The organism is Pedobacter paludisoli (genome assembly GCF_052344095.1).
Lineage (GTDB): Bacteria > Bacteroidota > Bacteroidia > Sphingobacteriales > Sphingobacteriaceae > Pedobacter.
Map to the genome: position 1 here is coordinate 479,431 of NZ_CP179926.1, position 13,967 is coordinate 493,397.

The window sequence follows — 13,967 nt, forward strand, 5'->3', positions numbered from 1 at the left end:
GAAATTTGTAATTAGTATTGACTACAAAAAAAAGAAATTATTCTATTCCCCCCAACTTTTCCGCTTGATCCCTTAATATCCCTAACGCCTCTTGAGGTTGCTCTAAAAGCTTTGATCTTTGCATTGAAAGATTCTGCAGAAGCATTCGTGGCTCTGTTAATAAAGAAGTTTAGGATATATAGGTAATGCGATTGAATTGACCTTGCAACAGTTCTAAAAGAATCAATTTCACAAGCTTCAACCTCATTATACCATATTGCCAATCTTTTAAAAGCCTGCTCTTTACTTTTACACAGTCTGAATATATCTCCCAATTTTTGGGCTATAGCATACGCCTTCTTTAATTTGGGGTACCTTTCGAAAAGTAGGTCTGCTCTAAGTTTCTGATTTGTAGTCCATTTTGAAGGATGCTTAAATAAAAGATATCTGCTGCGTGCGAGCAATTGCTTTAATGTATCTCCATTGGCTAATACCTCTGGTTGATAAGCAGTATTGTCCTTCTTTGCCTTGGCAATAGCCTCATTTTCTGCATCAATAGCCTCCCAACGATACTTTATCCTGACTTCCTGAACAGCATCATAGGCTAATTTTTGAACATGAAAACGGTCAATTACGCGATGCGCATTTATAAAGCATCGTTTTATGGCCAATTGCATGTTAGCGGCCATATCCATGGTTACTTCCTGTACGCGTTTTCTTAATCGCTCAGGAATCTTTGTCAATACCGTGATAATGTCTTGGGCAACTGTTCCTTTAATCATGGCTACAATAGCGCCTTTCCTGCCTTTAGCCTCTTTATTGGTTACAACAGTATAAAGTTCTCCATTGGATAAAGCTGTTTCATCAATACTGAGCCTGGAACTCACATTCTTTGTAAAAAGCATCCAATCATCGGCATGCGTCTTTTGATCCCAGCTTCCATAATCACTAATGTGTTCCTTATACTGCTCCTGAAGCTGTTTACCATCAATTTGGAAATAATGACCTAAATGATAACAGCTAATAGGATGATTATCCAAATATTCCTTTTAAAAAAAGACCGAATTCCGTAGTCATTCGAGCCCCTTTTCTTACTAGATCCCAATCTCTGCTAATAATATCACCAGTCTTTTTTACTGTCCATCTACGCCTTTTGATGCGTAAGCAAACTTTTTGCCCACGGATGGGAAAATCCTGAATGCCAACTTCTGGAAGAAATCCTTTTGATTCAAGTTCGGCTATTTGATAGCCCAAAGGTGCAATATTCTTCTCTTCCAGATAGATATGGAATTCTTTTAACTCTTTCTCTACTTTGAGTAGTTCGAAATAATCCAGAATACCTTCTGGTAATAAAAAACTGATAAGGGTTTGTTCGGCTTGTTTCAAGGAAATTTGTAATTAGTATTGACTACAAAAAAAAGAAATTATTCTATTCCCCCCAACTTTTCCGCTTGATCCCTTAATATCCCTAACGCCTCTTGAGGTTGCTCTAAAAGCTTTGATCTTTGCATTGAAAGATTCTGCAGAAGCATTCGTGGCTCTGTTAATAAAGAAGTTTAGGATATATAGGTAATGCGATTGAATTGACCTTGCAACAGTTCTAAAAGAATCAATTTCACAAGCTTCAACCTCATTATACCATATTGCCAATCTTTTAAAAGCCTGCTCTTTACTTTTACACAGTCTGAATATATCTCCCAATTTTTGGGCTATAGCATACGCCTTCTTTAATTTGGGGTACCTTTCGAAAAGTAGGTCTGCTCTAAGTTTCTGATTTGTAGTCCATTTTGAAGGATGCTTAAATAAAAGATATCTGCTGCGTGCGAGCAATTGCTTTAATGTATCTCCATTGGCTAATACCTCTGGTTGATAAGCAGTATTGTCCTTCTTTGCCTTGGCAATAGCCTCATTTTCTGCATCAATAGCCTCCCAACGATACTTTATCCTGACTTCCTGAACAGCATCATAGGCTAATTTTTGAACATGAAAACGGTCAATTACGCGATGCGCATTTATAAAGCATCGTTTTATGGCCAATTGCATGTTAGCGGCCATATCCATGGTTACTTCCTGTACGCGTTTTCTTAATCGCTCAGGAATCTTTGTCAATACCGTGATAATGTCTTGGGCAACTGTTCCTTTAATCATGGCTACAATAGCGCCTTTCCTGCCTTTAGCCTCTTTATTGGTTACAACAGTATAAAGTTCTCCATTGGATAAAGCTGTTTCATCAATACTGAGCCTGGAACTCACATTCTTTGTAAAAAGCATCCAATCATCGGCATGCGTCTTTTGATCCCAGCTTCCATAATCACTAATGTGTTCCTTATACTGCTCCTGAAGCTGTTTACCATCAATTTGGAAATAATGACCTAAATGATAACAGCTAATAGGATGATTATCCAAATATTCCTTTTAAAAAAAGACCGAATTCCGTAGTCATTCGAGCCCCTTTTCTTACTAGATCCCAATCTCTGCTAATAATATCACCAGTCTTTTTTACTGTCCATCTACGCCTTTTGATGCGTAAGCAAACTTTTTGCCCACGGATGGGAAAATCCTGAATGCCAACTTCTGGAAGAAATCCTTTTGATTCAAGTTCGGCTATTTGATAGCCCAAAGGTGCAATATTCTTCTCTTCCAGATAGATATGGAATTCTTTTAACTCTTTCTCTACTTTGAGTAGTTCGAAATAATCCAGAATACCTTCTGGTAATAAAAAACTGATAAGGGTTTGTTCGGCTTGTTTCAAGGAAATTTGTAATTAGTATTGACTACAAAAAAAAGAAATTATTCTATTCCCCCCAACTTTTCCGCTTGATCCCAAATAATTTAGTTAGCCTAAACAGGAAAAAGTTGATATCACCGACACCTCTGAACTGTGCCCTGAAAGCTTTAATTTTAGCGTTGAATGATTCTGCCGATGCATTGGTACTTTTGTTATCAAAGTAGTTGAGTATTTTCTTGTGGTGCAAGATTATGGTCCTTGATACTGTATTAAAAGACTTGAAGCCTGATTGCTCAACTTTTTCGTTCCATTTTGCCAATCTAGCAAAAGCATATAACTTATCGGCAGTGGAATTGAATATCCAGGAAAGCTGCTGACTGAGGTCATATGCCTTTTCAATATCTGGATATCTTTCGAACAATAAAGCCGCCCTATGCTGTTGATCCCTTGTCCAGTTGTCCTGCTTGGTGTAGAGCAGGTAACGACTTCTGGCCAATAGCTGTTTAATTGTGTCGCCATTGGATAATATTTCGGGCAGATAGGTTGATTTCTGTGCCTTGGCTTGTTCCAGTGCTGTATTTTCATCATCTATTGACTGCCATCGATGTTTGATTCTTATCTCCTGCAGGGCTTCGGTAGCGAGTTGCTGCACGTGGAAGCGGTCGATGACTTGTACAGCATTTGGAAAACACTTTTTGGCAATCAATGCCATATTGCTTGCTAAGTCAAGTGTGATTTCCTGTACCTTATTGCGTATGCGTGCAGGGATTTTCAGTAGTACAGGAATAATATCTTCAGATTTGGTACCGTTCAAAACGGCTACAATAGTGCCTTTTTTACCACGGGCGTGTTTATTGGTAACCACTGTATAAAGTTCGCCATGAGAGAGACTGGTCTCGTCAATAGAAAGATGGGCAGTCACATTATCCGCAAAAACGAGCCCTTCCCGAGCGTTTTTCTTGTGTTCCCAATCTTGGAAGCCGCTTAGTTTTTCTCTATAATATCTCCTTAGCTTTCTGGGGTCTATGCCATAAAAGGAACTGATGGTCTGGATGCTATGCGCTTGGCTATCGGCTGATTGCTTTTAAAAAAGCCGCGAAATCCTCAGTGATACGCGTTCCTTTTGCCACCAGACTCCAATCCCGAAAGACAACAAGCCCTGTGTCCAGGTTCAACCATCTGCGTCGTTTCACATGAAGAAAGACCTCTTGTCCACGAATGGGGAAATCCTGTAGTATGACTTCACTAAAGAAACCTTTGGAATGCAGCTTATTGCTCTCATATTCCGATGGAACTAAGTTCAGTTCCTCAAGGTAGATATGAATACCGGTGGTATCTTTCTTATGACCGGAAAGTGAAAAATAATCAGATACACCTTCGGGGATGATCATCGGAAGTAGGGCTTTAAAAGAATCGTGCATGTAACGTAAATTTTAACCCTCAAAGATCTAATTTTTTTTCACCGCTCCACAACTTTTGTACATGATCCCTCTTTCGGGTAATCTAAACCATTTGACAGTACTTGTAGAAACTTGTGGATTGTTAAAGATAATATGCGTGTTTGCTGCTTTTTTTAAAAAATAAAGAGCCTGAATGTTCTTGTGAAAGTAATCAGGCTCTTGTGGGTGCCAGGCTGTTAGTTAGAGGTAAACCTGGCTATTGTAGGGTGTTTGGTTTTATTTTTTAGGAGGGGTGTCGGTTTGGCTTGCGGAACTCAAAGAGCTGAGTTCATGATTTAAGAGTTGAGAAAGTTTGGTGAGGCCGGTTTCAATTTCTTTCTCAATGGGGGCATTCTGTTTAATGCCGGTTTGGATGTTTGCGAAAATTTCACTCATCATCTTGATTTTTTTTAGCGATTGCTCCATGGTGTTTTCAGTTTAATATAAGTATTGATGTTTAATAGCTAGAAAAGGAACGTTGTTTAATGAAAAGGAACAATAACAACAGGAGTGAATATTATTGTATAAATATAGGTTATTATTTGTTTAAAAATTAAAAATATTTCAAACATTATACTAATTTGTTTCTTTATCTATTAAGGATAGGCGATTCAAAATGTGCTTAATTTGTGTTATGTCGTTTCATATAGGTAAATTAATAAAAGAAGAAATACATAAAAAAGGATGGTCACTGAAAAAATTTTCGGAAGAAGCCAATATGACCTACCGAAATGTTATGTATATTTTCGAGCGCACAGATATCAGTATCGAGTTGCTAAAGCAAATAAGTAAGGTGCTCGATTTCGATTTTGTTAGCCTTTACCTTACAAAAGAACCACCACTGGTTATAGAAGAAGCCTCGTCCTTTTACAAGAAAACGAACAACGTGCCCATTATTACCTATCAATTTGTGATACCTCCTGAGGCTTATGGTGATATTCTTGAGTTTCAGGAAAGAATAAAAGCTTTGAGCGAGGAATATGGTCTGGTGATGTTGGAATAACCAGTTGTGTATGTAATTGCGCTATGTCTTCATTCGTCATATGCATGTTAAATGTATTTTTTTGCGAAAGCACTATATATTTAGAAATAAAAGCGCTATTTTTGCGACCCAAAACAAGCCTTTGTTTTTAAGGGGTAGCGTAAAATTGTCCAGTAAAATAAAGGCCGTTTCAGTAAAATGAAGCGGTTTTGTGTTTAAAAATAGATTAAAATAAAAATCGATGTAAAGACTTGAAAATGAATGCTTTTTGTTTTCTGTTTTTCAAGTTTAGTTGCATCCCAATACCATATCTAACAAAAAGATGAATATTACACAGGAAAAAACCGGCAACTTAAATGCGGTTGTGAAAATTAAAATTGCACCTGCTGATTATACTGAAAAAGTAGAGAAAGCCATTAAAGATCAAGCTAAAAAAGCTCAATTACCTGGTTTCCGTAAAGGGATGGTGCCAACCGCACACATTAAAAGAATGTACGGTAAAAGTATTTTGGTAGAAGAGGTTAATAACTTATTAAACGATACATTAAGCAACTACATTACTGAGCAGAAATTAGAAATTTTAGGTCAACCTCTTCCTAAAATGGACGATGAACGCGAGTTTAAATGGGATAACACCGATGAGTTTGAATTTGATTACGAATTAGGTTTAGCGCCTTCTTTTGAGGTAGCAGTTTCATCAAAAGATAAATTTACTGAATACGTAGTGAAAGCTGATGCAGAAACATTAGAAAGCCGTATCAAAAATATCCGCCGTAGCTACGGTAAAATGACCAACCCTGAAACTTCTGCCGAAGGTGATGTTTTGTATGCAGAGTTAACGCAATTATCTCCAGACGGTTCGGTATTTGAAGGTGGTATTGTAAACACAGCAACCCTACGTTTAGATTTAGTAAAAGATAAAAAAATCCTTAAATCATTAGTAGGTATTCAAAAAGACGCTGAATTAGTAATCGACTTAAACAAAGCATTCGAAGACGTAGCCGTAATCGCTAAAGCTTTAAATATTTCGGAAGAAGATGCAGCAGAAGTGAAATCAACTTTTAAATTGGTTGTAAAAAACATTAACCGTTTAGAAGAATCAGATTTAAATCAAGAGTTTTTCGATAAATTATTTGGCGAAGGTACTGTAACAGACGAAGCTGGATTCAGAACAAAAATCACCGAAGAGATCGAAAGTATGTTTAAGCAAGATGCTGAACGTAAATTATCAAACGATATTTATGAGCAATTATTAGCTAAACATTCAATTGAATTACCAGATGAATTTTTACGTCGTTGGTTAAAAGCTACTAACGAGAAATTAACCGATGCCGAGTTAGCTGAAGGATATGATGATTTCGCTAAAAACCTTAAGTGGACGTTAATTGAAAATAAAATCATCAAGGATAACCAAATCGAAATTAAATACGAAGACGTTGTTCAAGCGGCTAAAGTTAAATTAGATCAACAATTCAGAATGTATAGCCCAGCTCCACTTCCTGAAGATCAATTGGCACAATACGCGGTTCAATTTTTACAAGAAAAAGAAAATGCAAATCGTATTTTCGAAGAAGTAAAAGCCTTGAAAACTTTTGAGCAAATCAAATCAGTAGTAACCTTAGTGCCTAAGGATATTGCCTACGATAAATTCGCTGAATTGGTGAAAAATTAATAATTGGCTGACGAATTGTCAGCTTACAAAATACGATTTAAGAGCAGCTTCCTAACAGGGCTGCTCTTATTGTATAAAAGGTTTAAAAAAAAATCGCTATTATTTTTCAGCTTAATTTGCTCATTAATGGCGGATTGCATATCTTTCGGAAGATCGATAAAATAGAAGGCAAATTTTAATCATGAGGCGATTGTCATTTCTAATACAGAATTAATAATCAACCTATAGAAAATACGAATTTGGCACGGAAATTAACCGAAGCATAGCAGTAATTATAAATTATTTTCGATTAACCAGATGCAGCTTTCGCTGTTAAACGTTAATACTAAACGCAAGAAATTATGACCATAGACTCACAAGAATTCAGAAAATTTGCCGTTAAACATCAAGGAATTGGCAGTTTACACGTAGATAAATTTATTGCACAGGCTAATTTGAACCCACAAAATATGACACCTTATATTATTGAGGAGCGTCAATTAAATGTGGCTCAAATGGATGTTTTTTCACGATTAATGATGGATCGTATTATCTTTTTAGGTGATGCTATTTACGATCAAAATGCGAATATCATTCAAGCACAATTATTGTTTTTACAATCAACCGATGCGGATAGAGATATTCAAATTTACATCAATTCGCCAGGTGGTTCTGTATACGCAGGTTTAGGAATTTACGATACCATGCAATACATTCAGCCTGATGTAGCAACTATTTGTACCGGAATGGCAGCCTCAATGGGAGCCGTTTTATTAGTTGCCGGAGCAAAAGGAAAACGTGCAGCATTACCGCACTCAAGAGTGATGATACACCAACCATCAGGCGGCGCGCAAGGCGTAGCATCGGATATGGAAATCAACTTGAGAGAGATGCTTAAATTGAAAAAAGAATTATACGATATTATTTCAGAGCACTCTGGCCAAACATATGACTGGGTAGAGAAAGCATCAGATCGCGATTACTGGATGACTGCCGACGAGGCAAAAGGATTCGGAATGGTGGATGAGGTATTATCGAGAAACATAAAAAAACATGGCGAAACAAAATAAAGAATCACGCTGTTCATTTTGTCATTCAGGTAAACATGAAACCTTGATGCTGATTGAAGGCATGGATGCATTTATCTGCGATAAATGTGTTACCCAAGCCAATCAATTGCTAACACAAGAACTGGGTACAAAAACAGTAAAAGGTGCACCAACAACGTTGTCGTTGTTAAAACCACTGGAAATTAAAACACATCTTGATCAATATGTAATTGGTCAAGATGAAGCAAAAAAAGTATTGGCAGTAGCGGTTTACAATCACTATAAACGTTTAAACCAAAAGGTAGAAAACGATGAAATTGAGATTGAAAAATCAAACATCATGTTGGTGGGCGAAACCGGAACTGGTAAAACCCTTTTAGCAAAAACCATCGCTAAAATTTTGCACGTTCCATTCTGTATTTGCGACGCAACCGTGTTAACTGAAGCGGGATACGTAGGAGAGGATGTAGAAAGTATTTTAACTCGCTTGTTACAGGCAGCCGATTATGACGTTGCTGCAGCTGAACGCGGAATTGTATACATTGATGAGGTAGATAAAGTAGCGCGTAAAAGTGATAACCCATCGATTACGCGTGATGTCTCTGGTGAAGGTGTACAACAGGCTTTATTGAAAATATTAGAAGGTACTGTGGTAAACGTACCACCGCAAGGAGGACGTAAACACCCTGATCAAAAAATGATTGCGGTAAATACCAATAATATTCTATTTATCTGTGGAGGTGCTTTTGATGGTATTGAACGTAAAATTGCCAATCGTTTGCGCACACAAGCGGTAGGATATAAGGTAAAGAAAGACGAAACGGTACTAGATCTTAAGAACCTATACAAATACATTACGCCACAAGATTTAAAATCATTCGGATTAATTCCTGAACTAATTGGACGTATTCCAGTTCTTTCACACTTAAATCCATTGAATAAAGAGTCTTTACGCAATATTTTAACCGCACCTAAAAATTCATTGATTAAGCAGTATAAAAAGTTATTCGCTTATGAAAATATTGAATTAATTTTTGAGGATGATGTGTTAGACTTTGTGGTAGATAAAGCAATGGAGTATAAATTAGGCGCAAGAGGATTAAGATCTATTTGCGAAGCCATTATGCTTGATGCGATGTACGAAACACCTACACAGAGCAATGTTAAAGAATTGCACATTACGCTCGATTACGCAATGGAAAAATTTGAAAAAGCCGACTTTAAAAAATTGCAAGTTGCTTAAAAATATAATCCTCGCGTGAAAATGCGGGGATTTTTTTTAACCCGTTGTTAAGCAGCATTCAACAGGTTAAACAAATCACAAATGCTGCATCATTAAATTTAACTATATGAACGAAGAAAAAGATGTAAAGAAAGACGAAAAAATTGTAGCCAATGCGGCAAAAGTGAAAGAAGTAAAAAGTGCCATTAAATCCGGACTAAAATCGAAAGATGATATTGTGCACAATTGGTTGCCACGTTATACCGGTAGAGAGTTAAGCGATTTTGGCGATTATATTCTATTAACCAATTTTAGCAAGTACTTGGCTATGTTTTCAGAATGGCACGATAATGCGCCAATTATGGGGCTTGATAAACCAATGCAAAGCGTAAGTGCCAATGGCATTACCATTATTAATTTTGGTATGGGAAGTCCATTGGCTGCTACCATGATGGATCTATTGACAGCTATAAAGCCAAAAGCGGTTTTGTTTTTAGGTAAATGCGGTGGGTTAAAGAAGAAGAATCAATTGGGCGATTTAATATTGCCGATTGCTGCAATTCGTGGTGAGGGTACTTCAAACGATTATTTGCCAGCTGAGGTGCCAGCTTTACCGGCATTTGCGCTACAAAAAGCCATCTCTACTACCATCCGCGATTATGGTCGCGATTATTGGACTGGAACTTGTTATACAACCAATCGACGAGTATGGGAACACGATAAAGATTTTAAAAAGTATTTAAAATCATTGCGTGCGATGGCGGTAGATATGGAAACGGCAACCATTTTTACCACCGGATTTGCTAATAAAATACCTACGGGCGCATTGTTGTTGGTTTCTGATCAACCCATGATCCCTGAAGGTGTAAAAACTGCCGAAAGCGATAGCAGTGTAACCGCAAAATATGTCGAAACTCATTTGAAAATAGGTATCGATTCGTTGAAACAATTAATCAATAACGGATTAACGGTAAAACACTTGTTGTTTTAATCGTTTAAATTCTTCACAAACTCGATTTTGTTTTATAAATCCAAAAAATGGGAAACTGTTTTTTAGGGTTTGTAAACCAAAGTTTGGGGTTTTTGGCATGGCAAGTCCTGCTGTCTACTATAGCCCAATAAAATTGGGGCTGCCGCTTCCATCAGGTTTATTTCACCTTATGCAGTAATTCTTCTGAGCCTTCAGTCTCCTGCAAATCCCCATAACTCTATTCAAAAAAACTTTTCAGACAAATCAGACCTTAGAGGTTTTTGAAACCTGCAAGGTCTACTATTTTAAAAACCTGCAAGGTGTGGAGCATCTTTATGCAAAAAAAAAGATCCAACCCCTTCGAGTTGAATCTTCTTGTGTATATATTTTGTTGTTTTAAAATTCTGCATTCTTTGGAAAGCGCGGAAATGCAATTACATCGCGAATATTGGTCATTCCGGTAACAAACAGTACTAAACGTTCAAAACCTAAACCGAAGCCCGAATGTGGTGCTGAACCAAAGCGGCGGGTATCTAAATACCACCACAATTCATCTTGCGGAATATTTAATTCTTCCATACGATTGGTTAAACGTTCTAAACGCTCTTCACGTTGCGAACCACCAATCATTTCTCCAATACCTGGGAATAAAATATCCATCGCAGCAACTGTTTTTCTACCGTCGGCATCTACCTCGTTCTGACGCATATAGAACGATTTGATATCTGCGGGATAATCCGTTAAAATTACCGGTTTTTTAAAGTGTTTTTCAACTAAATAACGTTCGTGCTCACTTTGTAAATCCGCTCCCCACTCATCAATTAGATATTTAAATTGTTTCTTTTGGTTTGGTTTTGAAGATTTTAAAATCTTGATCGCTTCTGTATAGGTTAAACGCTCAAAATCATTCGCTAAACAGAAATCTAATTTTTCTAATAAAGAAAGTTCGCTGCGCTCGTTTTGAGGCTTTTGTTTGTCTTCTTCTGCTAAACGTGCGTTTAAGAATGCCAATTCTTCTGAACAGTTATCTAAAGCGTATTTGATTACATACTTCATCATGTCTTCGGCCAATTGCATGTTGTCTTCCAAATCAGCAAAAGCAACTTCAGGCTCAATCATCCAAAACTCAGCTAAGTGACGTGCTGTGTTTGAGTTTTCGGCTCTAAAAGTAGGGCCGAAGGTATAAATCTGACCAAAAGCCATGGCTGCTAATTCACCTTCTAATTGACCAGAAACCGTTAAGTTAGTCGCGCGACCAAAGAAATCTTCTTTATAATTTACCTGACCATCTTCCGTACGTGGCGTGTTATCGAAATCTAAAGCAGTTACTTTAAACATTTCTCCTGCACCTTCAGCATCACTTGCGGTGATAATAGGGGTGTGCATGTACACGAACCCACGTTCGTTAAAAAATTGGTGAATGGCAAAAGCCAATGCGTGACGTACTTTAAATACGGCATTAAAAACATTGGTACGGAAGCGCAAATGCGCGATTTCACGTAAAAATTCTAAACTATGTTTTTTAGGTTGTAAAGGGAATTTTTCAGGGTCGCTATCGCCTAAAATTTCAACGCTTGTGGCTTTAACTTCCACCGTTTGTCCTTTACCCAACGATTCGATTAGTAAACCAGTTGCAGAAATAGCTGCACCGGTTGTAATTCTTTTTAACAGCTCTTCAGGCAAATTATTAAAATCAACTACAACTTGGATATTGCTCATGCAAGATCCATCATTTAAAGCTATAAACTGATTATTACGGAAAGTTTTAACCCATCCCATAACCGTTACTTCTGTGTTAAATGCGGTAGATTTTAATAAATCTTTAATTTGCTGTCTCTTAATCATATTCGTTATTTATAAGGGTGGCAAATTTAGAAAAAAAATATGAATGAATGCAGCTTTTCGCTTTTGTACGGAGGAAAAAAGCAATCTTTTTGAGCTGGTGTTTCCACGCTGTAAGATTGCTTTTTTTACCTTGTTATTGTTGCTGTTGAATGGCCTCCATGTATTGTCGGTAGCTATTTTGATTTTTTTCGACTGTGTTGGTGGCGTTTAATTTCGTGTAATTGATTTCTTTTTGTTTAATGTAGGTTTCGTTTTCGTGGCTATCGTCGTCATTGTAGCCAACCGATACACTTACTTCCATGGTGTTTTCAGTCCCGCCTTTGTAAACACCTTTAACAGGCGAGCAATCGGTAAAGTTACGGCCAACAGCAAGGCGCACGTGTTTTTCATTGGCAATACAATTATTGGTAGGGTCGAGGCCAATCCATCCGTATTCTGGCAAGTAAATTTCGGCCCAAGCATGGGTAGCTCCTTCACCGCGCATACCATCCTTGTTTGGACAAATATATCCGCTTACATAGCGAGCGGGGATGCCAGTTAAACGGAGCATCGCAGTTAATACATGGGCAAAGTCTTGACAAACTCCTGCTTTAATGGATAGTATTTCGTTAATGGTGGTGTCAACAGCGGTAACTCCTTTAATGTATTCAAAATTTTGAAACACATGGTTGCAAAATTTTCGTGCCACTTGAAATGGAGTATCGCTACTGGTTTTGATGTCTTCAGTTATTTTTTTTAAATCGTCGATACCTTCAAAAGTTTCTTGTCGTAAGTAATCAATATATGGGATTTCATATTTTAGTGAGCACAAGGTGTTCCATTGCTCGGAGCTAAAAATATCATCTTGTGGCAAGGGTTTCGGAAAAGTTTCGACTGTTACCTTTGAGAATATTTTTAGTTGGGTATGTGGTTTGTTTTGTGTGAATGTGCCTACTTCATTTCCATAGTAATCGATAAATATTTCAATATCAGGATTTTCTGTTATGGTTAAATCGTGCTGTATAACCTTTTGAAATTCGTCCTTTACAGGGAAGAGTATGATTTGGTTGGCGCTATCGCGTACAGGTGTTTCGTAGCGATAGTTGGTAATATGTTTTATTTTGAAAATAGGCATACCGTAAATTTAAAATTGTGTTTTCTTTTGTTTGGCTTTTTTTTTGATTCGCTATGAATTTGCAAAATAATACTCATTGAGCATGTTGGCGATACCGTACAGTTCAGAACGTATTTCCGTTAAATATTTATGCAACACTTCATCGCTCATGGTATTTACCGAACTATACGTGTTCATGCTGCGTAAACGCCCAATTTTAAACGATAAATTATTGAAATGATTGATGTTACTTTCGCTCTTTAAACGAGTGAAATAGCGTTCAATATTGTGCATCGCATAGGATGCTGAGCGTGGGAAATCGTTATTCAGCATAACAAGTTCAATAATGTTGTTGGCCGCAAATCCCTGGCGAAATGTTTTTAGGTACAATTCGTATCCTCCAATGGATAGCAATAAGTGCTTCCAATAGGCTATATCAGTTAATAAATCAGGGTTTGTACTGATGGAGCTAAATTTGATGTCTAAAATATCAATAGATTGAATGCTTCTTTCCAAGTATTTCCCGATATTCATGAAACTTCTGCTTTCTCCACGCTCCATGGATGTTTCTGCCGTACCGTAATACAGCATTACTTGTTTAATTAAAATATCCAATGCGGTAATAGGATCGTCTTTTTGTACGTACCAGAGCATTTTTTCGTCTTTCATGGTATGGTAATATTCGTTTAGACATTGCCATAAATCTTTCGGGATATGTTCTTGAATACTCCGCGCATTTTCACGTGCCAAGGTGATGATGTTAAAAACCGAATTTGGGTTATTCCGGTTGTACAGGAGGTATTCTATAACAGCTCTACTATCGTGTTGTATACTTAAAAGTTCTGCTTCATCGCCCACAGAGAAAATTCGGATAATCGGTTTCCAGGTAAATTCCTGTACGGTATCCTGTGAGGATGCATAATTTATTTTTAACATGCGCAACATACCATCGCTGCGCTCAATGTAACGGCTAAGCCAATATAAACTTGATGCTACTCTACTTAACATA

At 37.3% G+C, this 13,967-nt stretch carries 15 protein-coding genes; 5 read left to right on the forward strand and 10 right to left on the reverse strand.

Translation table 11 applies throughout. The features are described from left to right. Positions 1-11: 11 nt before the first annotated feature. The 7 genes from ACJVDK_RS01985 to ACJVDK_RS02015 form a co-directional block, all read right to left on the reverse strand. Complete coding sequence (locus ACJVDK_RS01985) at positions 12-1,019, reverse strand: ISAon1 family transposase (RefSeq protein ID WP_443938612.1); 1,008 nt, start codon at positions 1,017-1,019, stop codon at positions 12-14. Continuing rightward, on the reverse strand, positions 1,012-1,365 hold the full coding sequence (locus ACJVDK_RS01990) for an ISAon1 family transposase N-terminal region protein (protein ID WP_443936584.1): 354 nt from the start codon (positions 1,363-1,365) through the stop codon (positions 1,012-1,014). The genes ACJVDK_RS01985 and ACJVDK_RS01990 overlap by 8 nt, the downstream gene beginning before the upstream one ends. 12 nt (positions 1,366-1,377) lie before the next feature. Further along, positions 1,378-2,385: an ISAon1 family transposase gene (locus tag ACJVDK_RS01995; protein WP_443938612.1), complete on the reverse strand. Its 1,008-nt coding sequence runs from the start codon at positions 2,383-2,385 to the stop codon at positions 1,378-1,380. After that, positions 2,378-2,731, reverse strand: coding sequence for an ISAon1 family transposase N-terminal region protein (locus ACJVDK_RS02000; protein WP_443936584.1), 354 nt, complete (start codon positions 2,729-2,731; stop codon positions 2,378-2,380). Before ACJVDK_RS02000 ends, ACJVDK_RS01995 begins: the two co-directional genes overlap by 8 nt. 43 nt (positions 2,732-2,774) lie before the next feature. Beyond that, positions 2,775-3,761: an ISAon1 family transposase gene (locus ACJVDK_RS02005; RefSeq protein WP_443940023.1), complete on the reverse strand. Its 987-nt coding sequence runs from the start codon at positions 3,759-3,761 to the stop codon at positions 2,775-2,777. Positions 3,762-3,774: 13 nt separating this feature from the next. Further along, a complete protein-coding gene (locus tag ACJVDK_RS02010; protein WP_443938613.1) occupies positions 3,775-4,128 on the reverse strand; it encodes an ISAon1 family transposase N-terminal region protein in 354 nt (117 codons plus the stop codon). Positions 4,129-4,383: 255 nt separating this feature from the next. Beyond that, on the reverse strand, positions 4,384-4,572 hold the full coding sequence (locus tag ACJVDK_RS02015; protein ID WP_443938614.1) for a hypothetical protein: 189 nt from the start codon (positions 4,570-4,572) through the stop codon (positions 4,384-4,386). Between the two features lie 208 nt (positions 4,573-4,780). Here ACJVDK_RS02015 and ACJVDK_RS02020 point away from each other — a divergent pair, with 208 nt between their 5' ends. The 5 genes from ACJVDK_RS02020 to ACJVDK_RS02040 all read left to right on the forward strand — a co-directional run bounded on the left by ACJVDK_RS02020 (position 4,781) and on the right by ACJVDK_RS02040 (position 10,041). After that, on the forward strand, positions 4,781-5,149 hold the full coding sequence (locus ACJVDK_RS02020; protein WP_443938615.1) for a helix-turn-helix domain-containing protein: 369 nt from the start codon (positions 4,781-4,783) through the stop codon (positions 5,147-5,149). A gap of 301 nt (positions 5,150-5,450) precedes the next feature. Then, positions 5,451-6,800 (forward strand): trigger factor, encoded by a 1,350-nt coding sequence (gene tig, locus ACJVDK_RS02025; RefSeq protein ID WP_443938616.1) that lies wholly within the window; start codon positions 5,451-5,453, stop codon positions 6,798-6,800. A 341-nt stretch (positions 6,801-7,141) separates the two neighbouring features. Further along, on the forward strand, positions 7,142-7,849 hold the full coding sequence (clpP, locus tag ACJVDK_RS02030) for an ATP-dependent Clp endopeptidase proteolytic subunit ClpP (protein ID WP_443938617.1): 708 nt from the start codon (positions 7,142-7,144) through the stop codon (positions 7,847-7,849). Continuing rightward, positions 7,833-9,071, forward strand: a complete 1,239-nt coding sequence (gene clpX / locus ACJVDK_RS02035) for an ATP-dependent Clp protease ATP-binding subunit ClpX (protein ID WP_443938618.1) — start codon at positions 7,833-7,835, stop codon at positions 9,069-9,071. The genes clpP and clpX overlap by 17 nt, the downstream gene beginning before the upstream one ends. 106 nt (positions 9,072-9,177) lie before the next feature. Next, positions 9,178-10,041, forward strand: a complete 864-nt coding sequence (locus ACJVDK_RS02040) for an AMP nucleosidase (protein WP_443938619.1) — start codon at positions 9,178-9,180, stop codon at positions 10,039-10,041. Between the two features lie 375 nt (positions 10,042-10,416). On the opposite strand, the gene asnS is transcribed toward ACJVDK_RS02040, so the two are convergent. From asnS to ACJVDK_RS02055, 3 genes are all read right to left on the reverse strand, one after another. Beyond that, positions 10,417-11,865: an asparagine--tRNA ligase gene (asnS, locus tag ACJVDK_RS02045; RefSeq protein ID WP_443938620.1), complete on the reverse strand. Its 1,449-nt coding sequence runs from the start codon at positions 11,863-11,865 to the stop codon at positions 10,417-10,419. A gap of 133 nt (positions 11,866-11,998) precedes the next feature. Further along, positions 11,999-12,979 carry a transglutaminase family protein gene (locus ACJVDK_RS02050; protein ID WP_443938621.1) on the reverse strand — a complete coding sequence of 327 codons (981 nt, stop codon included), beginning with the start codon at positions 12,977-12,979 and terminating at the stop codon, positions 11,999-12,001. A gap of 51 nt (positions 12,980-13,030) precedes the next feature. Further along, a complete protein-coding gene (locus ACJVDK_RS02055) occupies positions 13,031-13,966 on the reverse strand; it encodes an alpha-E domain-containing protein (protein ID WP_443938622.1) in 936 nt (311 codons plus the stop codon). Position 13,967 lies beyond the last annotated feature (1 nt).